General features: G+C 69.8%; 17 protein-coding genes. 7 read left to right on the top strand and 10 right to left on the bottom strand.

All coding sequences use genetic code 11. The features are described from left to right. Positions 1-12: 12 nt before the first annotated feature. Entirely contained in the window at positions 13-864 is an 852-nt protein-coding gene (gene ppgK, locus ACT3UL_RS04325) for a polyphosphate--glucose phosphotransferase (RefSeq protein ID WP_444576908.1), read from the bottom strand. A 151-nt stretch (positions 865-1015) separates the two neighbouring features. Continuing rightward, a complete protein-coding gene (map, locus tag ACT3UL_RS04320; protein WP_444576907.1) occupies positions 1016-1903 on the bottom strand; it encodes a type I methionyl aminopeptidase in 888 nt (295 codons plus the stop codon). A gap of 37 nt (positions 1904-1940) precedes the next feature. On the opposite strand from map, the gene ACT3UL_RS04315 reads away from it, so the two are divergent. Then, the gene (locus ACT3UL_RS04315) at positions 1941-2135 is read left to right on the top strand and encodes an SPOR domain-containing protein (RefSeq protein ID WP_443335251.1); all 195 of its coding nucleotides are present in this window, start codon (positions 1941-1943) and stop codon (positions 2133-2135) included. A gap of 31 nt (positions 2136-2166) precedes the next feature. Here ACT3UL_RS04315 and panB read toward each other — a convergent pair whose 3' ends face one another. Then, positions 2167-2994, bottom strand: coding sequence for a 3-methyl-2-oxobutanoate hydroxymethyltransferase (panB, locus tag ACT3UL_RS04310; RefSeq protein WP_443335252.1), 828 nt, complete (start codon positions 2992-2994; stop codon positions 2167-2169). A gap of 203 nt (positions 2995-3197) precedes the next feature. On the opposite strand from panB, the gene ACT3UL_RS04305 reads away from it, so the two are divergent. The 4 genes from ACT3UL_RS04305 to ACT3UL_RS04290 all read left to right on the top strand — a co-directional run bounded on the left by ACT3UL_RS04305 (position 3198) and on the right by ACT3UL_RS04290 (position 9557). Continuing rightward, entirely contained in the window at positions 3198-3836 is a 639-nt protein-coding gene (locus tag ACT3UL_RS04305; RefSeq protein ID WP_444576906.1) for a hypothetical protein, read from the top strand. Between the two features lie 96 nt (positions 3837-3932). After that, positions 3933-5270: a glutamine synthetase family protein gene (locus ACT3UL_RS04300; RefSeq protein ID WP_444576905.1), complete on the top strand. Its 1338-nt coding sequence runs from the start codon at positions 3933-3935 to the stop codon at positions 5268-5270. Between the two features lie 54 nt (positions 5271-5324). After that, a complete protein-coding gene (locus ACT3UL_RS04295) occupies positions 5325-8438 on the top strand; it encodes a bifunctional [glutamine synthetase] adenylyltransferase/[glutamine synthetase]-adenylyl-L-tyrosine phosphorylase (protein ID WP_444576904.1) in 3114 nt (1037 codons plus the stop codon). A 201-nt stretch (positions 8439-8639) separates the two neighbouring features. Next, entirely contained in the window at positions 8640-9557 is a 918-nt protein-coding gene (locus tag ACT3UL_RS04290) for a hypothetical protein (protein ID WP_444576903.1), read from the top strand. 99 nt (positions 9558-9656) lie between these two features. On the opposite strand, the gene ACT3UL_RS04285 is transcribed toward ACT3UL_RS04290, so the two are convergent. The 3 genes from ACT3UL_RS04285 to glnA all read right to left on the bottom strand — a co-directional run bounded on the left by ACT3UL_RS04285 (position 9657) and on the right by glnA (position 13171). Next, a complete protein-coding gene (locus ACT3UL_RS04285) occupies positions 9657-10280 on the bottom strand; it encodes a response regulator (protein WP_444576902.1) in 624 nt (207 codons plus the stop codon). Beyond that, on the bottom strand, positions 10277-11548 hold the full coding sequence (locus ACT3UL_RS04280; protein ID WP_444576901.1) for an ATP-binding protein: 1272 nt from the start codon (positions 11546-11548) through the stop codon (positions 10277-10279). Before ACT3UL_RS04280 ends, ACT3UL_RS04285 begins: the two co-directional genes overlap by 4 nt. Before the next feature lie 192 nt (positions 11549-11740). Then, entirely contained in the window at positions 11741-13171 is a 1431-nt protein-coding gene (gene glnA / locus ACT3UL_RS04275; RefSeq protein ID WP_444576900.1) for a type I glutamate--ammonia ligase, read from the bottom strand. A 192-nt stretch (positions 13172-13363) separates the two neighbouring features. Here glnA and ACT3UL_RS04270 point away from each other — a divergent pair, with 192 nt between their 5' ends. Continuing rightward, positions 13364-13798: an RDD family protein gene (locus tag ACT3UL_RS04270; RefSeq protein WP_444576899.1), complete on the top strand. Its 435-nt coding sequence runs from the start codon at positions 13364-13366 to the stop codon at positions 13796-13798. Positions 13799-14153: 355 nt separating this feature from the next. Here ACT3UL_RS04270 and ACT3UL_RS04265 read toward each other — a convergent pair whose 3' ends face one another. From ACT3UL_RS04265 to lipB, 3 genes are all read right to left on the bottom strand, one after another. After that, complete coding sequence (locus ACT3UL_RS04265) at positions 14154-14897, bottom strand: DUF4191 domain-containing protein (protein WP_343922817.1); 744 nt, start codon at positions 14895-14897, stop codon at positions 14154-14156. A 32-nt stretch (positions 14898-14929) separates the two neighbouring features. Beyond that, on the bottom strand, positions 14930-15952 hold the full coding sequence (lipA, locus tag ACT3UL_RS04260; RefSeq protein ID WP_343922815.1) for a lipoyl synthase: 1023 nt from the start codon (positions 15950-15952) through the stop codon (positions 14930-14932). A 62-nt stretch (positions 15953-16014) separates the two neighbouring features. After that, positions 16015-16713 carry a lipoyl(octanoyl) transferase LipB gene (lipB, locus tag ACT3UL_RS04255; protein WP_444576898.1) on the bottom strand — a complete coding sequence of 233 codons (699 nt, stop codon included), beginning with the start codon at positions 16711-16713 and terminating at the stop codon, positions 16015-16017. 183 nt (positions 16714-16896) lie between these two features. Between lipB and ACT3UL_RS04250 the strand changes: the two genes are divergently transcribed. Continuing rightward, positions 16897-18288 (top strand): hypothetical protein, encoded by a 1392-nt coding sequence (locus ACT3UL_RS04250; RefSeq protein ID WP_444576897.1) that lies wholly within the window; start codon positions 16897-16899, stop codon positions 18286-18288. A 105-nt stretch (positions 18289-18393) separates the two neighbouring features. Here ACT3UL_RS04250 and sucB read toward each other — a convergent pair whose 3' ends face one another. Beyond that, entirely contained in the window at positions 18394-20235 is a 1842-nt protein-coding gene (gene sucB / locus ACT3UL_RS04245) for a 2-oxoglutarate dehydrogenase, E2 component, dihydrolipoamide succinyltransferase (protein ID WP_444576896.1), read from the bottom strand. Between the last annotated feature and the right edge of the window lie 4 nt (positions 20236-20239).

Raw genomic sequence — 20239 nt, 5'->3', positions numbered from 1 at the left:
TCCTTCGATGAGCTACTTCGATGAGCTCTTCGTGTCCTTCTCGGACTTCTTGTGCTTCTTGGGCTTCCTGTCCTCGGTGCCCTCTTCGCCCTTCTCCAGCGCCTTCTGCTCCTTGCGGGCGAGCACTGCGGCACCGATGATCCCGGCCTCGTTGCGCAGCTCGGCCGGCACGATCTCGGTCTTCAGATCCAGCAGGGGCAGGAACTTCTCGTGCTTCTTGGAGACGCCGCCGCCCACGATGATCCTGGTCGGGGAGAAGAGGAACTCGATGTGGGAGAAGTACTCCTGGAGGCGCCCGCCCCAGGTCTCCCAGTCCAGATCCTCCTTCTCCCGGATGGAGCTGGCCATGTACTTCTCGGCGTCGTCGTCGTGGAGCAGGACGTGCCCGAGCTCGGTGTTGGGGACCAGCTTCCCGTCCACGAACATCGCACTGCCCACTCCGGTGCCCAGAGTGATCACCAGAACCACCCCGGACGAGTTGCGGCCGGCACCGAATTCCATCTCCGCGATCCCCGCGGCGTCGGCGTCGTTGACCACGAAGACGTCGTGGCCGGTGCGCTCGGTCAGCAGGGCATCGACGTCGGTCCCGATCCAGGCGTCGTCGACGTTCGCCGCCGTGAGCGCGACGCCGTTCTGGATGACGGCCGGGAAGGTCACGCCCACCGGCATGCCGTCGGCGATGTCGAAGGAGCTGATCAGCTCGGCGACCGTGTCGGCGACCGCGTCGGGTGTCGACGGCTGCGGGGTCGTCAGACGGACCCGGTCCGCAGCCAGATCACCCTTCTTGAGACCCACGGGCGCGCCCTTGATGCCGCTCCCGCCGATGTCGATCCCGAACGCTGTGCGGTGCTTCGCCTTGGACATCGCCACTCCTGATCGCGGTGAACCGGGCGGAGGGACCGCCCGGCAGAGCGCCCCGTCCTCGGGGCACCTACGGTGCGTCCACGATACCGGGCGGCCGGGTGCCGCGGAGCAGGGGTCCGGAAGCCGGGCGGCGTCCCGGTGAGCGCCCGACTCAGACGACGGTGAGCAGCTCGGGACCCTCCGCGGTGATGAGCATCGTATGCTCGAACTGAGCGGTGAAGGAGCGGTCCTTCGTGACCACGGTCCAGCCGTCGTCCCACTGCTCCCAGGCCTGCGACCCGATCGTCACCATCGGCTCGATCGTGAAGGTCATGCCCTCCTCGATGACGTCGTCGAACATCGGGGCCGAGTCGTAGTGGGGGATGATCAGGCCGTTGTGGAAGCCTTCGGCGACGCCGTGGCCGGTGTAGTCCTGCACCGACTCGTAGCCGTGACGTGCCACGAACTTCTCGATCACGCGACCGATGACGTTGACCTGGCGGCCGGGCTTGGCGACCTTCACCCCGCGCATCATCGCCTCATGGGAGATATCGATCAGCTGCTGCGCCCTCGGATCGATGTCCCCGACTGCGAAGGTGGCGTTGGTGTCGCCGTGGACGCCGTGGAGGAAGGCGGTGACGTCGACGTTGAGGATGTCCCCGGACTGCATGATGGTGGAGTCGGGGATGCCGTGGCAGATCACCTCGTTCAGGCTCGTGCAGCACGACTTCTCGAAGCCGAGGTAGCCGAGCGTCGAGGGATAGGCACCGTTCTCGACCAGCACGTCGTGCACCACGGCGTCGATGTGGTCGGTCGTGACGCCGGGCTCGGCGGCCTCACCGGCGGCCTGGAGGGCGAGGGCCGCGACGCGGCTCGCCTCGCGCACCCGCTCGATGATCTCGGGGGTCTGGACGCGGGGGCCGGAGTCGGAGACCGCCTCGTCCTTGCCCACGTACTCGGGGCGCTCGATGCGCGCGGGCACCGTGCGTCGGGGGCCGATGGTGCCGGGCACCAGCTCGTCGCGGCCTTCTGGACGGAACCACACCTGCTCTACAGTCATACCCACCAGTCTCTCATCGACGCGGAAGGAGACCGACGTGACCGACGGCACGGAGTTCTTTTACAACCTCAGCACGGGCGACGTGGAGGAGGGGCGGCAATCGCCGGTGACGGACCTGATGGGCCCCTACGCCTCTCGCGAGGAGGCCCAGAAGGCGCTGAAGATCGCTGCGGCCCGCAACGACAAGTGGGAGCAGGACGACGACGCCTGGGAGGGCGCCGACGAGGCGTAGCATCACACGGCACGCCCGGGCCCGGAGCCGCTCAGTCGAAGGAGTGCTCCGGGCCGGGGTAGGTGCCCTCGGCGACCTCGACCCGGTACTGCTCGGCGGCGTGCGTGAGGTCGCGGCGCAGATCCGCGAACGCCTTGACGAACTTCCCGTGGAAACCGGACAGTCCTGCCATGTCCTGCCACACGAGCACCTGGCCGTCGCAGGAGGGCCCTGCCCCGATGCCGATCGTCGGGACCTGCACGACCTCGGTGATGCGGGCGGCGACCTGCGCGGGGACGAGCTCGAGCACGATCGCCGAGGCTCCGGCCTCCTGGATCGCCAGGGCGTCCTCGGCGAGCTGGTCCGCGCCGGCGGCATCTCGGCCCTGCACCCGGTGACCGGAGAGCGCGTTGACGGACTGCGGGGTGAACCCGAGGTGGCCCATCACAGGGATGCCGGCCTCGACGAGCGCCCGGATCTGCGGGACGATCGCGCGCCCGCCCTCGAGCTTGACCATCTCCGCGCCGGCGCGGATCAGGTCGACGCCATGGCGCACGGCGTCGGCCGGACCGGTCTCGTAGGTGCCGAAGGCGAGGTCCGCCACGATCAGCGGGCGGTGCACGCTGCGGGCCACGGCACCCGTGAAGGTGAGCATGTCCTGGTGCGTGGTCCCGGTGGTCGAGGAATGGCCGAGCACCGTGGTGCCCACGGAGTCACCGATCAGCAGCACGTCGATCCCGGCCGCCTCGAAGGCCTGGGCCGAGTACTGGTCGTAGGCCGTCAGCATCGAGAAGGGACGCCCGCGATCCTTGGCGTCGTGCAGATGACGGATACGGACCTTGGCCGGGCCGACGGGACCGGTGCCGGAGGGGGTGCTCACGATGTGCTCCTGGGCGGGTGGCTGGGTGATGCGGACGTCCTGCGGTCCTCGCGTGGACGAGCTGCCAGAGCGGGACCTGCGGATCCGGCGCGGACCCAGCCTAGCGGTGATGGGGAGTTCTCCCCCTGGCAGTCCATGGGTCCTCCGTGCCAAAGTTTTCCCTTGTCGGTATCAGTGCCGGCGTCGAGAGGGAGGAAACGAACATGACGTCGATCATGCGCAAGTCAGTGCGGGGCGCGGCAACAGGTCTGGGAGCTCTCGCCATCGTCGCGGGCGCATCGGGCTGTGGAAGTCTGCTCGGGGGAGGCGACGACGGCGAGCAGAAGCCCGCCGACGAGAAGGAGCAGCCCGCCGAGGATGACGGCGCCGCGAAGGACGACGGTGCAGCAGCCGAGGACGACGGCAGCGCCGGTGCCTCCGATGCGGGCGGCGACACCGAGGCCGCCGGTGCGGGATCTGCGGCGTCGGACGGCGGAGGAGACGCGGCGGCCGCCGGCGAGCTGAGCGACGAGGATCTGACGGCCGGCAGCGAGATGTTCGTCGAATTCCTCCAGGTGCTCGATGACGACACGACCGGCGCCTGCGAGATGATCTACGACCCCACGACGAAGGGCGCACCCAGCGACGAGTTCGTGACCGGGTGCGCGCCGGGACTGGAGTCCGGGTTCGAGGCCCAGGGGATCCAGCTGGAGCCGGGCATGTTCGACGCCTTCGACGCCTCCATGGTCGAGCTGACGGACAACGGCGACGGGACTGCGGCCGTCGCCGTGGCCGGGACCGACATGGGTATGAACGTGATCAAGGCCGATGACGGCGAGTGGTACGTCCAGGCTCCTATGTGATCCATCGCGGATCACCGCGTCGCGCCCCGACATCCGCTGCGGATGTCGGGGCGTCGTGCTGTCGTCGGCGGGCACGACCTGAGGCAGACTGGGCGCATGGAACATCTCCACGACGACGTCATCCGAACGGTCTCCGATCGCGACGTGCGGTTCATCCGCCTGTGGTTCTGCGACATCGCGGGGACGCTGAAGTCCATCGCGATCTCCCCGTCGGACCTCGAGGCGGCGTTCACCGAGGGCATCGGGATCGACGGCTCCACGATCGAGGGGCTCACCCGCAGCTACGAGTCGGACATGATCCTGCGCCCCGACCCCGGCACGTTCGAGCTGCTGTCGTGGCGCGGCGAGACCAATGCGACCGGCCGGATGATGTGCGACGTCCTCACCCCGGACGGCGAACCGGCGGCGTCGGACCCGCGCCGTGTGCTGCGCGAGGCGCTCGCCCGCGCCGAGGAGAAGGGCCTGGAGTTCTTCGCCCATCCCGAGATCGAGTTCTACCTCTTCGAGGAGCCGTACCGGCAGGGCGAGAAGCTGCGACCGATCGACAGCGCCGGCTACTTCGACCATGTGCACCGCGGGCAGGGCCAGGACTTCCGGCGCGCCGCCATCGAGCACCTCGAGGCGATGAACATCCAGGTGGAGTTCTCCCACCACGAGAACGGGCCCGGCCAGAACGAGATCGACCTGCGCTACGCCGACGCGCTCACCACGGCGGACAACATCGTCACCCTCCGCACGGTCGTCAAGGAGGTCGCGCTGTCGATGGGGCAGGTCGCGACCTTCATGCCCAAGCCGATGATCGACCAGCCCGGCTCCGGCATGCACACCCACCTGTCGATGTTCCAAGGCGGCAAGAACGCCTTCCACGAGCCGGGTGCCCAGTACGGCCTCTCCCGCATCGGTCGGCAGTTCATCGCGGGACTGCTGCGCCACGCCCCCGAGTACAGCGCGGTGACCAACCAGTGGGTGAACTCCTACAAGCGCCTGTGGGGCGCGCAGGAGGCCCCGAGCTACATCTGCTGGGGCCACAACAACCGCTCCGCCCTGGTGCGGGTGCCGTTCCACAAGCCGACCAAGGGCACCAGCTCCCGTGTCGAGTTCCGGGGGCTGGACTCCGCCGCCAACCCCTATCTCGCCTTCGCCGCTCTGTTGGCCGCCGGGATGGCGGGCATCGAGGGGGAGTACGAGCTGCCCGAGGGCGCCGAGGACGCGGTCTGGGACCTCTCCGAGCGCGAGCGCCGTGCCATGGGCATCGAACCGCTGCCCACCGATCTGTTCCGTGCGCTGGAGAACTTCGAGAGCTCGGAGCTGATGGCGGCGACGCTCGGCGAGCAGGTCTTCGAGTTCTTCCTGCGCGACAAGAAGCAGGAGTGGGAGCGGTATCGCGAACAGGTGACCGACCACGAGCTGGCCTCGACCTTCAGCCGGGTCTGAGCCCCCGGGAGCACCTGCCCGCACCTGCCCGCACCTGACCCCGAGGGAGCGCACATGACGACGGAACCGCCCACCACGACCGGCGCCCTCGCCCGGCTGGGATTCAGCAGCACGGACCGGGTCCACCGGTTCCTCGCCGACCCCGTGCTCGCCGCGCTGGGACCGGGGGGACCGGCGCGCCTCGGCGCGACGGCCGACGGCGACGACGCCGTGCTCGGGCTGCTGCGCCTGGCGGAGTCCGCCCAGGAGAGCGGACAGTCGGCGCTGATGGACGACTTCCTCGCCTCCGTCGGCACGAAGGGCAGCCACGGGGAGCGCCTGATCCGTCTGCTGGGGACGTCCGTCGCCCTTGGGGACTTCCTCGCGCGCCATCCCGAGCGGCTCGACGCGCTGCGTGACGGCGACGACCAGCTGGCCCTGCCGGCGGCGACGGTCCGCGAGATGCTGCTGGAGGCCGTCGGCGCGGACCCGTCGGCCGATCTCCCGGTGGCGGGGGAGGGCGCCCGCGAGATGCGCGATGCCCTGCGCATCGCCTACCACGAGCGCCTGGTGCAGATCGCCGCCGCGGATGTCATGGCACCGTCCCCGATGGCGCTGCAGCCCCAGGTGTCCGCAGCGATCAGCGATCTCGCCGACGCCGCGCTGGACGCCGCCTCGGCGATCGCCCGGGCAGCGGTCGACGGGCACGAGAAGGTTCGCTGGGCCGTGATGGCGATGGGGAAGACGGGCGCCCGCGAGCTCAACTTCATCTCCGATGTCGATGTCATGCACGTGGTCGCCCCGGCCCAGGACGCGGCCTCGGGGACCGCGGCGGACGAGGAGGATCTCGTCGTCATCGGATCGGCCCTCGCCCGGGAGCTGGCCCGGGCCTGCTCGGACCGCACCTCGGAGGGGTCCCTGTGGCAGGTCGACGCGAACCTGCGCCCGGAGGGCAAGGACGGCCCGCTCGTGCGGACCATCGATTCCTATGCGCACTACTACGACCAGTGGGCGAAGTCCTGGGAGTTCCAGGCCCTGCTCAAGGCCCGCGCCGCTGCCGGTGATGCGGAGCTCGGCGCGCGTTTCGAGGAGCTCGTCGAACCCTGGATCTGGCAGGCCTCCACCCGCGACAGCTTCGTCGAGGACACCCGTGCCATGCGGCGTCGCGTCGTCGCGCACATCCCGCGCGGCGAGGTGGACCGCAACATCAAGCTCGGTCCCGGCGGGCTCCGGGACGTCGAGTTCACCGTGCAGCTGCTGCAGATGGTCCACGGCCGCACCGATGACCGGCTCCAGAGCCGATCCACCCTCGAGGCCCTGGCCCGGCTCGGGGAGGGTGGGTACATCTCCCGCGACCACGTGGCGGAGATGGACGACGCCTATCGGTTCCTCCGCTGCGTGGAGCACCGCCTGCAGCTGCATCGGCTGCGCCGCACCCAGGTGCTGCCCACCTCCGCGGCGGATCTGCGCCGCCTCGCCCGCACGATGGGTCTGAGCCGGAACGACTTCGACACGCAGTACAGCCGTACCCGCCGCCGGGTGAGGCAGCTGCACGAGGAGATCTTCTACCGGCCTCTGCTGGTGACCTCGTCGCAGCTGAGCGACGGCCAGATCTCGCTGACCCCGGAATCGGCGAAGGCCCGTCTCGCCGCGATCGGCTATCGCGACGGCACCCGCGCTCTCAGCCACATCTCCGCGCTCACCGAGGGCATCTCCCGGCGCGCCAAGATCCAGCGCCAGCTCCTGCCCGCCATGCTCGAATGGTTCGCCGACGGGATCGATCCCGACATGGGCCTGCTCGCCTTCCGTCGCATCTCCGACGAGATCGGGTCGGAGCACTGGTACCTCGGTCTGCTGAGGGACTCCGGACTCGCCGCCAAGCGGCTCACCCGGGTGCTCTCGGCCAGCCGCTTCGTCGGCGAGCAGCTCGAGAAGATCCCCGGCGCGGTGCGCTGGCTGGCTCGGGACGAACATCTGCGTCCGCTGCCCCGTGACGTGCTGGGACGCGAGTTCCTCGCGGTCATCTCCCGGGTGGACTCCGTCGAGGTCGCCCAGGACGTGCTGCGCCGGACCCGGCGCCGCGAGCTCCTGCGTATCGCCCTGGCGCACCTGACCGGGGTGTCGTCCCCGCGCGAGGTCGCCCGGGCACTGACCGACCTCGCCGAGGCCGTGCTCGAGGCGGGCCTGCTGGTCGCCTTCCACGTCGTCGCCCTCGAGCGTCACGTGGTCGATGAGGACGCCGAGACCCTGGACGAGGTGGACGTGGTCGACGTCGGCACCGCGAAGAGGCTGCGCGAGCGGCGCTCGGATCCGGCGCGCGCGCTCGGCGTGGAGATGGCGATCCTCGCGATGGGCAGCTTCGGGGCCCGCGAGATGGGCTACTCCTCCGACGCGGACGTCCAGTTCCTGGCGCTCGACCGCGGCGCCGGCGCGGCCACTGGGGAGATCGCGATCGCCGTCGCGACCCAGACCCAGCGGATCCTCAACGCCCCGGCCGCCGGGGCGGACATGAAGGTCAGCGCCGATCTGCGCCCCGAGGGCAGGGTGGGCCCGCTGGCCCGCAGCATCGAGGCGTGGACGACGTACTACCGCCGGGACGCCCAGACCTGGGAGAAGCAGGCCCTGCTGCGCGCACGGCCGGTGGTGGCCTCCGAGGCGATCGCCGCCGAGCTGCGGGAGGAGATGGACCGGCACCGCTATCCGGCAGGCGGTCTGGACGCGGGCGCCCGGCGCGAGATCACTCGGATGAAGGCTCGCGTGGAGTCGGAGCGGCTGCCCCGCAACGCCGACCCGTCCCGGCACGTGAAGCTGGGCCGCGGCGGGATGACCGACGTCGAGTGGAGCGCGCAGATCCTGGCCCTGGAGCACGGGCACGAGATCGAGGGCCTGCGCACCACGTCGACCATGGATCAGCTCCAGGCGGCCACCGAGGCGGAGCTCATCTCGGGCCGCGAGGCCCGGGAGCTGACCAAGGCGTGGGACCTGGGCTGGCAGGTGCGCCGCTGCCTGTTCCTGTGGAAGGGACGCGAGGGAGATGTGCTCCCGTCGGACCGCAACGAGCTGCGCGCCCTGGCCTGGCTGATCGACGGCGACGACTGCACGGCGTCGGACCTCGAGGAGCGGTATCTGCGCCGCACGAGGCGGGCCCGGATCATCGCCGAGCGTCTCATCTTCGGCACCGAGGAGTGAGGAATGAGGAATGGGGGATCAGGGATGGGGAGTGAGATCGACGAGACCGAGCACCCCGTCACGCCGTGACGTGGGCGTCGTGCGCGGCGCGTCCGTCCCCAGCGCCCCCGCGGAGACCCCGGCAGGCCGTACCGTGGTCGCTGTCCCTGCACCCCGTGCACCGTGCAGCCTCCGCACGCCCTCGCACCCTCCTGAGGAGCTATGACCACCCCGAAGCTCAGCGCCGACACCCCGCGCGGCCGCATGTACCGACTCGAGCCCGACGGTCCGCTGCTGTACCCCTCGATCACGAACGTGGCGGGGATGCGGGCGAAGGATTTCCTGCAGGGCTGGTACGCGACCATGGCCTCGAAGCGGGCACTGGAGATGTACTCCTGGCTGGATCGCAATCCTGATCGCGCCGCCGCCGAGATCTCCCGCGTCTCGCGGGACAGATGGGGCACTCAGAAGCGCATCGCCGCGGCCGCCCCGGAGTACACCCGCACCACCGCCGATTTCGGCACTCTGGTCCACGCGGCCTGTGAGCTGTGGGGCACCAGCGGCTCCCGGCCCTCCGACGCCGAGATCGGTGAGCTCGCCGACTCGATGCGAGCCTCCCAGGGAGCATTCGCCACGGAGAAGGACCCGCAGGCGCTCATCGCACGCGCCGGGATCCGCCTGGACGGCTACGGCCGGTTCCTGGAGGATTATCAGCCCGAGTTCGTCGAGATCGAGCAGACTGTCGTGAACCACACCGTCGGCTACGCCGGCACCACCGATGCGATCGTACGGATCGGCAACACCCTGCTCAGCGCCGACATCAAGACGTCCAAGAAGGTGCGCGGCGACTATGCGCTGCAGGGCGTGGCGGTGTGCCGCGCCGAAGAGCTCCTGGACGACGACGGCACGCTGCGCGAGATGCCGGAGCTCACGGGGGCGTTCATCATCCACCTGCCCGAGGCCGGCGGTTACCAGGCCGTCCCGCTGCGCACCGGGGACGCCGAGTTCGAGGTGTTCCGCGCCCTGCGCAGCGCCTGGTCCTTCGAGCCCGACGAGTGCGCGCTCGAGGCGAGCTCGGGGCCCAAGGACCTGCTGCTGTCGCTGCTGCGGGCCAAGGGCGGGATGGACGGACTGGGCTGAGCGAACCGGGATGATCCGCCGGGGCTGTCCGGCCCGGCCCGGCCCCGCGGCCTCGACCGGCTCGGACGACGGGTCGGACGGTCGCGCCGGGCATCGAGATCACTCGGGTCGCAGCAGCCCCGTGGCGCGGGCGCGGGCGACCGCCTCGGTGCGCCGGGTGACGCCCAGCTTGTCGAAGACATGCACCAGGTGGGTCTTGACCGTGGCCTGGGAGAGGAACAGGTCGCTCGCGATCTGGGCGTTGGTGCGTCCGGCCGCGACCAGGGTGAGCACCTCGAGCTCCCGCGCGCTGAGCGCGGTGTCCGTGCGCCGCTCCCGCAGCCGTTGCGAGATCCGAGGATCGACGGTGCCGGCGCCGTCGGCCGCACGGCGCACGGCGGAGACCAGCTCGTCGGCGGGGGAGTCCTTGAGCAGGTAGCCGCCGGCACCGGCATCCATCGCGGCGGTGACGTCCTGATCGTTGTCGTAGGTGGTCAGCACCAGCACCGTGGGTGGCGGCACCAGCTGGCTCAGCGCCGGGATGATGTCGGTGCCGCGCTCCTGGCCGACCCCGAACTGCAGGTCCAGCAGCACCACGTCCGGGGTGGTGGAACGCGCCAGCAGCACCGCCTCCTGCGGTGTCGAGGCTTCGGCGACCACCTCGAGGCCGTCCTCGGCGCTGAGCACGGCGATCAATCCGCGGCGGACGATCGCATGGTCATCGGCCAGGAGAACTCGGATCATGCGGACTCCTCAGGAGCAGGGACAGAGTGGGGGAGCGGCATGACCACCTGCACGGCGGTGCCGCTGCCCGGGGTGGATTCGACGAGCAGGGTGCCACCTACCGAGGCGGCCCGCGCGCGGGCGGATCGCAGCCCGAAGCCCGCGACCTGCTCGGGGACGAAGCCGCGGCCGTCGTCGACCACGTCCAGCATCACCTCACCGTCGTGGACTTCGAGCGTCACCATCGTGCGCGAGGCCTGTGCGTGCTGGACCGTGTTCGCCAGCAGGGACTCGACCAGGCGCAGCACGGCGCGAGCGGTGCTGCGGGGCAGGGCCTCGAGCTCGTGGTCCGTGATCTCGTCCCGCAGGGTGACCTGCGAACGGCCCACCCGCCCGGCATCGGCCACGAGGCGGTGCAGCTCGTCGCGCAGGGCGGTGCCCGAAGGGATCTCGGGATCGGCGGCGTCGACGAAGCGGCGGGTCTGCATGCCGGTGCGGGCCGCGGCGGCGCGGGCCTCCTGCACGAGAGTGCGGGCCTCCTGCGTGTCCGCGCGGTCCAGGGCGACATCGGCGGCATCCAGCAGCAGATGGATCGAGAGGTTCGACTGCGCGACCGTGTCATGGAGCTCGCGGGCGATCCGGTCCCGTTCGGCGGCAGTGGTCGCCGCACGGGTCTGCTCGGCGATGGTGTCCCGCGCGGTGGCGAGCTGACGGGCCAGGCGGGTGCGGCGATCGACCTCCCGCTGCAGGGCACGGACCGTGATGACCACGGCGAGTGCGACCAGCGCCCCGATCATGGGGCCGGCCACTTCCCCCGGCATCGGATCGGAGGACCACGCGGTGTATCCGAGCACCGCGATGGCGGTGACGACCGCGAGCGCGACGAGCCCGCCGGCGAGCGGCAGTGCGTAGAGCACGGCGAAGTCCAGGCCGAAGGCCACCCATACCGTCTCCGGCCCCAGGGTGAAGGTGCTTGCCCAGACCACGATGCTCGGTGCCAGATACGCCAGGGCGCTCCAGGATCCCTCGGGTCCCGCCCGGTGGCGCAGTGCGCGCCGGGCGCCGATGGAGTAGATGGTGGTGAAGACGGCCAGCAGCGCGACCACGATCCAGCTGCGGGAGGTCGCGGGTGGAGCCAGCACGAGCCCCGTGACCAGCATGACCATGAGGTAGACGAGGGCATGGACGGCCCAGCGCAGGGAGGCGGCGAAGGGGGTCGGGGCGAGGTCGGCGTGCGACACCTCGGGGGCCTGGTCGTCCACGCCGTCGGTCGCCTCGTGCTCGGTCATACCGCGACCCTATCCGGCGAGGAGACAGGATGTTCCCCGTCAGGGACTGACCACGCGTGCAACGGGACCGAACCGACAGGATGGGCCCCTGCCCCGCGATGCTGCGGAACAGGGGCCCATCCTCGACAGTGCTGGGACGCGGAGGTCTCAGAAATGCCGGATCGCTCAGGCGGCTCGAGAGAGTCCGGTGACTCAGATGTCGTAGTAGAGCTCGAACTCGTGCGGGTGCGGGCGGTAGCGGAACGGATCGATCTCCGTGGTGCGCTTGAGCTCGATCCAGGTCGTGATGAGGTCCTCGGGGAACACGTCGCCCTCGGTGAGGTAGTCGTGATCGAGCTCGAGGGCGTCGAGTGCGGCGCCGAGGGACTCGGGCAGCTGCTTGATCTGCTTGTGCTCCTCGGGCGGCAGCTCGTACAGATCCTTGTCGATCGGCTCGGGCGGCTCGATGCGGTTGCGGATGCCGTCGATACCGGCCATCAGCTGTGCGGCGAACGCCAGGTACGGGTTGGCCGACGGGTCCGGCGCACGGAACTCCACGCGCTTGGCCTTCGCGGACGCACCGGTGACCGGGATGCGGATCGCGGCAGAGCGGTTGCGGGCGGAGTAGACCATGTTCACGGGGGCCTCGAAGCCGGGCACCAGACGCTTGAAGGAGTTCACCGTGGGGTTGGTGAAGGCCGTCAGCGAGGGGGAGTGCTCGATGATGCCGCCGATGTACCAGCGGGCGATGTCGGACAGACCGCCGTAGCCGCGCTCGTCGAAGAACAGCGGCTCGCCGTCCTTCCACAGCGACTGGTGGGTGTGCATGCCCGAGCCGTTGTCGCCGAACAGCGGCTTGGGCATGAACGTGGCGGTGCGGCCGGCATCCCACACGGTGTTCTTCACGACGTACTTGAACTTCATGACGTCGTCCGCCGCCTGCAGCAGCGTGTTGAAGCGGTAGTTGATCTCCTGCTGGCCCGCGGTGCCGACCTCGTGGTGGGCACGCTCGACCTGCAGGCCGGTCTCCTCGAGGACCGCACAGATCTCGTCACGCAGATCCGCCATCTGGTCGTTCGGGGGAACCGGGAAGTAGCCACCCTTCAGGCGCGTCTTGTAGCCCTTGTTGCCGCCGAACTCCGACTCGTCGCGGTCGGTGTTCCACACGGCCTCGTCGGAATCGATGCTGTAGAAGCCGGAGTTGACTCCGGTCTTGAACCGCACGTCGTCGAAGATGTAGAACTCGGCCTCGGCGGCGAACAGGGCGGTGTCCGCGATTCCCGTCGACTTCAGGTACTCCTCGGCCTTCGACGCCACGGTGCGCGGATCGCGGGAGTACGGCTCGTCCGTGAAGGGGTCCACGATCGAGAAGTTGATGATGAGGGTCTTGCGCTCGCGGAACGGGTCCAGGTAGGCGGTCTCCAGATCCGGCACGAGCTTCATGTCGGATTCATGGATCGCCTGGAACCCGCGGATGGACGATCCGTCGAACAGCTGTCCGGTCTCGATCGCCTCCTCGTCGAACGTGCTGGCGGGCACGTTGAAGTGCTGCATGATGCCTGGCAGATCGCAGAAGCGGATGTCGATGAACTCGACGCCCTCCTCTTCGATGTACTTGACGACCTCGCTGGGATTGTTGAACACATCTCCTCCATCCGCACCGTGGGGGCGCGTGTTGTGCTGACTGTCCCCGTGGGGTGTTCACCGGGCCGAGCTCCGCAGAGCCCGGCGGTCCGGGCGTCCGGGCCGGGGCTCGGGTGCGTCCAGCTTATGCCGTTCGGCACCCGGCTCCGGGAGGAACCTGGATCTCCCAGCCGCGCCCACTAGGGTCGACCCGTGATCGATCGCAAGGACCTGGGCTCCTGGATGGAGGGTGCCCCGAGCACCCCGGACTACGTCAAGGGCTCCTCCCTCGGACTGCCCGCCGACGGACCGGGATCCGTGGCCCCCTTCTGGCGCCGTCCGCTCTCGCTGCTCATCGACTGGGGCCTGTGCATGGCCATCTCCGCCGTCGTGTTCCACGGCGACGCCCTGGCCAACCTGCTCCTCTTCGTGAGTGTGAACGTCCTGTTCCTGACCCTTTTCGGCGGTACTCCAGGCCAGTTCGTCCTGCGGATCCGCGTGCACCCGGTACGGGGCCGCACCCCGATGGTGCTGCGCGCCCTGGCCCGCACGGGAGCGATGCTCCTGCTGCTGCCGGCCTGTGTCTGGACCCGCGATTCCCAGCCCCTGCACGACCTGGCCGCCGGCACCGCGGTGGTCCGGATCTGACCCCAGGAGACGTCATCACGGGCCCCGTCATCGACGCGGCCCGGACGGTCTGCGCGCTCCTGATTCCCTCGGTCGGCAATGATGCAACCCTGCGTATTAGTTCCCTGACCTGCATCGACAGCAAATGTCACGATAAGGTCACGGAGGTAACGGAATGGTCACGACAATTGGACCGTGACGTCCGCAATTGCTCCGGAACGCCCTGAAACTCGGGAGCCGGGAGCCGGGAGCCGGGGGCCAGAGGCCGGGACGGCACGTACGCCGTGCACGACGAAGCCCCCCGTCGGCCGTCGGGCCGATCGAGGGGCTTCGAGCAACAGCGTCGCGCAGCACTGTCATGCAGCGGCGCGTGGGCTCAGCGGCCGCGCATCGCTTTGCGATTGGGGCGGGCACGTGAGGGGTCCACGCCCTTGGGGACGGACTGGCGGATCGAGCGGTGCAGCGCCGCCAGGCGCTTGCTGACCTGAGCCGACTCGTCCTTCGTGAGGGTCTTCTTCATGCGGGTCATGTAGCTGGGCAGCTTGTGCAGCGCCACCTCGCCCTCCCCGTCGCCGACCACGATCTGATGGACCGGGACGTTGTCGTGCTGGAGCACGCGCCGGATGTTGCGACGCTCCTTCTCGAGCAGCTTCATCGAGAGCGACGAGGAGTCCTCGGCGACGATGGCGATGCCGGCACGCCCGGAGGCGCGGAACAGCATCTTCTGACTGCGGGGATCGACCTGCACGGGCTCTTCGGCCACGTCCCAGCCACGGCGGATCGACTGCATCGCCGCGAGCGCAGCGCCGGGCTGGCCCTTGATGCGGCTGAAAGCGGCACGCTCGGCCTTGCGGGCCAGGATCAGCATGGCCACGAGCAGGCCGACGGCCAGGCCCATGAAGATGCCGTACCAGGGGCTGTTCAGCACGAGCCAGCTCACGAGCACGCCGACGACGACGGCCGCGAGGAGCGCACCGATCATCCACGGCAAGGTGGTGCGGTCCACCTCCTGGGTGTACTTGAACACCTCGATCATCTGCTTGAAGCGACCGGGCTTCTTCGTGCCGTCGGCCTTCTTCTCACCCTTGGCGGGTTTGGTCTCGCTCTTGCGGGCCATCATGTGTGGGGGATCCTCTCGGGGGCGCGCGAGCGTCAGCTCGCGGCGGCCTGGTTGCGGCGTGCGACGACGCTCGCTGCTTCTTGACGGGCGGGCTGGTTCTGGTCCAGGTGGCGCAGGTTCTCGGGGATCTCGCGTCCCAGCTTCTTCATCGACTGCGCCCACAGCTTCCCGGCGCGGTACGAGGAACGGACCATCGGTCCGGCCATGACGGCGAGGAAGCCCATCTCCTCGGCGGCCTCCGAGAGCTCGACGAACTCCTCGGGCTTCACCCAGCGATCGATGGGGTGATGCAGCTTCGACGGGCGCATGTACTGGGTGATGGTGATGATGTCGCAGCCGACGTCATGGAGGCGCTGGAGGGACTCGAGGATCTCCTGCGTGGTCTCGCCCATGCCCAGGATCAGGTTGGACTTGGTGATCATCCCGGCGTCCTTGCCCATCGTGATCACGTCGAGCGAGCGCTCGTAGCGGAACGCTGGGCGGATCTGCTTGAAGATCCGCGGGACGGTCTCGAGGTTGTGAGCGAACACCTCCGGCTGAGCCTCGAAGACCTGCTCGAGCGCCTCGCCGTTGCCCTTGATGTCGTCGATGAGCAGCTCGACGCCGGTCCCGGGATTCATGGTGTGGATCTGGCGGCAGGTCTGTGCGAACAGCCCGGCGGCACCGTCGGGCAGGTCGTCGCGGGCCACGCCTGTGATCGTGGAGTAGCGCAGGCCCATCTCCTTGACGCTCTGGGCGACCTTGAAGGGCTCCATGGGGTCCACGGCCATCGGCTTGCCGGTGGCGATGTTGCAGAAGTCGCAACGGCGCGTGCAGGTGTCGCCGCCGATGAGGAAGGTGGCCTCGCGGTCCTCCCAGCACTCGAAGATGTTCGGGCACCCTGCTTCCTCGCAGACGGTGTGCAGTCCCTGGCCGTGCACGCGCTTCTTCATCGCGGTGTACTCCGGGCCCATCACGGCGCGCGTCTTGATCCATTCCGGCTTGCGTTCGATGGGAACTTCGGCGTTCCGTGCCTCGACGCGCAGCATGCGCCGGCCTTCGGGAGCAATGGTCACCCTCATGCCTCCTACATTCGACGTTTCGGGAAGTCTATCGAGCGCCTCGGGCCCGGGGCGCCTCATACGGCGTGTGCGGAGGTGCGGTGCGCCACGAGTTCGGTCATCGCCTCCGCCGCGGAGTCGACCACATCGGCGACGGCGATGCGTCGTCCCGCCTCCTGGCTGAGGCTCGTCACCCCGGCATCATCGATGCCGCAGGGGATCACGTTCCGCGCCCAGGAGAGGTCGTTGGCGCAGTTCAGCGCGAAGCCGTGCATCGTGGCGCGTTTGGAGACCCGCATGCCGATGGCGCACACCTTGCGTGCCTCCTCGCCCTCCGGCGCGACCCAGACCCCGCTGCGGCCCTCGACCGGGACGGTTGCGACGCCGTGCCGGGTGCACACCTCGATGAGGGTCCGTTCGAGATCCCGGACGAAGCCGACGACATCGATCGGGATGGGGAGCTTCACGATCGGATAGCCGACGAGCTGCTGAGGGCCGTGCCAGGTGATCTTGCCTCCGCGATCGATGTCCACGACCTCGGCGCCGTCACGCGGCCTCTCGTGCTCCGCGGTGAGCTTGCCGGCGGTGTACACAGGGAGGTGCTCGAGCAGCAGCAGCGTGTCAGGACGTGTCCCCGCCACGACCTCGGCGTGGATGCTCCGCTGCAGCGCCCACGCCGCGCGATAGTCGACCGGGCCCGCGGGCAGGCCGAACTCCTCGTGGCGGTCGCCACCAGGGAGGGATTCGCTGAAACCGAGTCGGATCACATCGAGCACGAGCTCAGGCTACTCCGGCTCCCACCAGTGCGTTGTGGATGACCACCGGGGCGTCCGCGTGCGATGGGGTTCACTGCGACCATGGACGACTTCGACGTAGCCCGGTACGCGCAGGGGCCGTCACCCCTGCCTGGCTCTCCGGTGCGGCCGCGGCACGCGGCGAGGGCGGCCGGCGAGCAAGCGGTGAGCGCACCGTCCTGGCTGCGCGAGGAGGTGGACGTGGTGGAGACGGTCCTCCCTCCGCACGGGGCCGGGGCTCCGGTGAAGGTGCAGGGGCTCACCGCCGGAGGCCGGATCCGGGTGCGGGCGGAGATGCAGCTGCTGGCGGCGCTCGAGGTCGCCGGGGCTCTCGCGGTTCCCGGCATCGTCTCGATCGAGGACGACGGCTATGTCCGGGAGTCCGCACCGTCCCTGGATCCGCGGGGCGGGCGCCGTGCGGCGGAGTTCGGCACGCCCGCCACGGCGGAGCGCGCAGGGACCCGACGGGCCCGGGATCAGCTCGATGCGCTGGTCGATGCCCTGCACCAGCGGGGATGGGTGCTCGGGGCGGAGGACGGGCAGGGGGTGGGCCTGCGGGAGGACGGCACCGTCGTGGTGCTCGATCTGCGGGGTCTGATGCCCCATGACGATCTCGCGTCCTGCAGGGCGGATCGGCGGTGGGTGGATTCCGTGCTCACCGACTCGGAACGGACGCTCCGGCGACGGATCCAGGAGCCGGGTCCCGCCGGGCTGTACGGGGGACTCGCCCCTGAGGGGGCCGAGCCGGCAGCGGAGCTCGCTGACACTGCTCCGCGCGGCACGCCCGGCGCGATCCCCGCGCCCAGGGACGTGGGGCATTCCGAGCCGGCAGCCGTGAGACCCGTGGTCCGTGCCGGACAGCATCTCGCGCCGGCCGCACAGCGCTCTCCGGACCCATCGATCCCATCGATCCCATCCGGCCCCTCGGGTCCATCGGGTCCATCGGACAGATCGCGGGAGACACGTGGACGTCTCCGCCGGTTCCTGCCTCGGCTGCGGGAGCCGCTGCTCGCCCGGCGGTCGCGCCGCACTGTGCTGACGACTGCAGCCGCGGTGCTGCTCGCGGGGTCGGTGCTCGGGACCGGCACCTGGCTCGTCATGCCGTCCACGGGCCACCAGCCGAGCGATTGGGCCACGGGGGCCGACGGAGCGACTGCTCCCGCTCCGCCGATCGACGATGCCTGGGCGCTGGCCGCAGAGCTCGCCGGGGCCCGCCACGCCTATGTCACGGGGCTGTCCTCGCAGCCCATCGCGACACCGGGGAGCGACGCCCTGACAGCCGACATCGCGGTGCGTGCGGCCTACGAGGGGTACACCGTCGACGGAGGCGGCCCGGTGATCCACGAGGCGGAGGTCCTGGAGGAGCCGACGGCGGAGGGCACGGCATTGCTGCGGGTGCTGACGTCCTCCGAGGAGGCGGAGCTCGTCGCGGCCGACGGGTCCCGGCGCCTGGTCCCGGCCACCGCGCAGGAGAGCATCGAGCTCGAGATCCGTTGGGACGGGACGGGGTGGAAGGTGCAGAGCACGAGGCCGACCCCGGGATCTGCCCGGGGATGAGCACGCCGATCACCGGACGAGGGCCCGGCACCGTGAACGGTGCCGGGCCCTCGTCGATGGGCTTCTGCGGGGTGAGCGGCTGTCCAGAGGAAACCGCTCAGGGCATCAGAGGCCGAGCTCGGCCTCGAATGCCCCGTCCTCGAGGCGCTTCTTCATGAAGGTGAGGAAGCGTGCCGCGTCGCCGCCGTCGACCAGGCGGTGGTCGTAGGACAGGAACAGGTACATCATCGAGCGGATCGCGATGGAGTCATCGCCCTCGGCGTTCTGCACGACCGCCGGGCGCTTGGTGATGGTGCCGCAGCCCAGGATGGCGACCTGCGGGCTCGGCACGATCGGCGTATCCCAGAGGGCGCCGCCCGAACCGGTGTTGGTGATCGTGAAGGTCGCACCCTGCAGATCGTCCGGCGTGAGCTTGTTGCCCTTGGCCCGGGAGCCGAGGTCACCGATCTGGCGGGCCAGGCCTGCCAGGTTCAGGTCGCCGGCGTTCTTGATGACCGGGACCACGAGGCCACGCTCGGTGTCCGCCGCCATGCCGATGTTCTCGGAGGCCGCGTACTTGATGGTCTCCTCATCGATCGAGGCGTTGACCTTCGGGTACGTCTTCAGAGCCTCGACGGCCGCCTGCATGATGAACGGCAGGAAGGTGAGCTTGGCACCCTCTCGCTGGGCGAAGGGCTCCTTCGCCGAGGCGCGCAGCTTCGCGATACGGGTCATGTCGACCTCGACCGCGGTGGTCAGCTGAGCCTGCCCGTGCAGCGACTCCATCATCCGCTTGGCCGTGACCTTGCGGATGCGGCTCATCTTCTCCTCGGTGCCGCGCAGCGGGGAGACCTCGACCTTGGCAGGTGCCGCTGCCGCGGCGGGGGCGCCGGCAGCAGCCGAAGCAGGGGCCGACGCAGCGGCCTTCTGCGCATCGATCGCCTTCTGCACGTCCTGCTTGCGGATACGGCCACCCAGACCGGTGCCCGCGACGGAGGACAGGTCGACGCCGGCATCGGCGGCCATCTTCCGCACCAGCGGGGTCACATAGCCGGATGCCTCGGCGCCGGTGACGGAGTCGGCAGCCTTGGGTGCCGGGGCAGCAGCGGGAGCGGACGGCTCCTGGGACGTCTGCTCCGGTGCCTTCGGAGCCACGGTCTTCTCGCTCGCTGCGGGCTTCTCCGCCGGCTTCTCAGCGGGCTTGTCCTCGGACTTGGGCTCCTCGGCCGGCTTCTCTTCGGCCTCGGGGGCCGGGGCGGCGGGCTTCTCCGCCGGAGCGGAAGCCCCGGAGGAGTCGCCGACGACGGCCAGCACGGAACCGACCTCGGCATCCTCGTCCTCCTGGACACGGATCTCGAGCACGGTGCCCGCGACGGGCGAGGGGATCTCGGTGTCGACCTTGTCGGTCGAGACCTCGAGCAGGGGCTCGTCGACCTCGACGGTGTCGCCGACGGCCTTGAGCCAGCGGGTGACGGTGCCCTCGGTGACGGACTCGCCCAGAGCCGGCATCGTGACGTCCTGTCCGGAGGCCGCGCCCCCGGCGGTCCCGGACTCGGCGCCGGCATCGGCGGGCTTCTCGTCCTCGCCGGCGGGTGCTTCCTCGTCGGTGGACGGTGCGGTGGTCTCGTCGGAGGCGAGGTCCTCACCGCTGTCGGAGGGCTCGTCCTGCTGGGCCTCGGACTCTCCGGCGTCGGCCCCGGAGTCGTCGGAGGACGACCCCTCGGAACCGGACCCATCGCCGATGAGGACGAGATCGGCGCCGACCTCGGCGTCCTCGTCCTCCTCGACCAGGATCTTCTCGATCGTGCCCGCGACGGGCGAGGGGATCTCGGTGTCGACCTTGTCGGTCGAGACCTCGAGCAGGGGCTCGTCGACCTCGACGGTGTCGCCGACGGCCTTGAGCCAGCGGGTGACGGTGCCCTCGGTGACGGACTCGCCGAGAGCCGGCATCTTCACGGTTTCAGACATGGGG

This window comes from Brachybacterium sp. 107 (assembly GCF_052379725.1).
Classification (GTDB): Bacteria; Actinomycetota; Actinomycetes; order Actinomycetales; family Dermabacteraceae; genus Brachybacterium.
The sequence above is the reverse complement of the archived record's forward strand: the minus strand, read 5'-3'. Positions and strand labels throughout refer to the sequence as shown.

Bases quoted from the DNA above. Each gene is read 5' to 3' on its own strand.
- ppgK (WP_444576908.1), bottom strand. From the start codon at position 864: ATGTCCAAGGCGAAGCACCGCACAGCGTTCGGGATCGACATCGGCGGG.
- map (WP_444576907.1), bottom strand. From the start codon at position 1,903: ATGACTGTAGAGCAGGTGTGGTTCCGTCCAGAAGGCCGCGACGAGCTG.
- ACT3UL_RS04305 (WP_444576906.1), top strand. From the start codon at position 3,198: ATGACGTCGATCATGCGCAAGTCAGTGCGGGGCGCGGCAACAGGTCTG.
- ACT3UL_RS04300 (WP_444576905.1), top strand. From the start codon at position 3,933: ATGGAACATCTCCACGACGACGTCATCCGAACGGTCTCCGATCGCGAC.
- ACT3UL_RS04295 (WP_444576904.1), top strand. From the start codon at position 5,325: ATGACGACGGAACCGCCCACCACGACCGGCGCCCTCGCCCGGCTGGGA.
- ACT3UL_RS04290 (WP_444576903.1), top strand. From the start codon at position 8,640: ATGACCACCCCGAAGCTCAGCGCCGACACCCCGCGCGGCCGCATGTAC.
- ACT3UL_RS04285 (WP_444576902.1), bottom strand. From the start codon at position 10,280: ATGATCCGAGTTCTCCTGGCCGATGACCATGCGATCGTCCGCCGCGGA.
- ACT3UL_RS04280 (WP_444576901.1), bottom strand. From the start codon at position 11,548: ATGACCGAGCACGAGGCGACCGACGGCGTGGACGACCAGGCCCCCGAG.
- ACT3UL_RS04265 (WP_343922817.1), bottom strand. From the start codon at position 14,897: ATGATGGCCCGCAAGAGCGAGACCAAACCCGCCAAGGGTGAGAAGAAG.
- sucB (WP_444576896.1), bottom strand. From the start codon at position 20,235: ATGTCTGAAACCGTGAAGATGCCGGCTCTCGGCGAGTCCGTCACCGAG.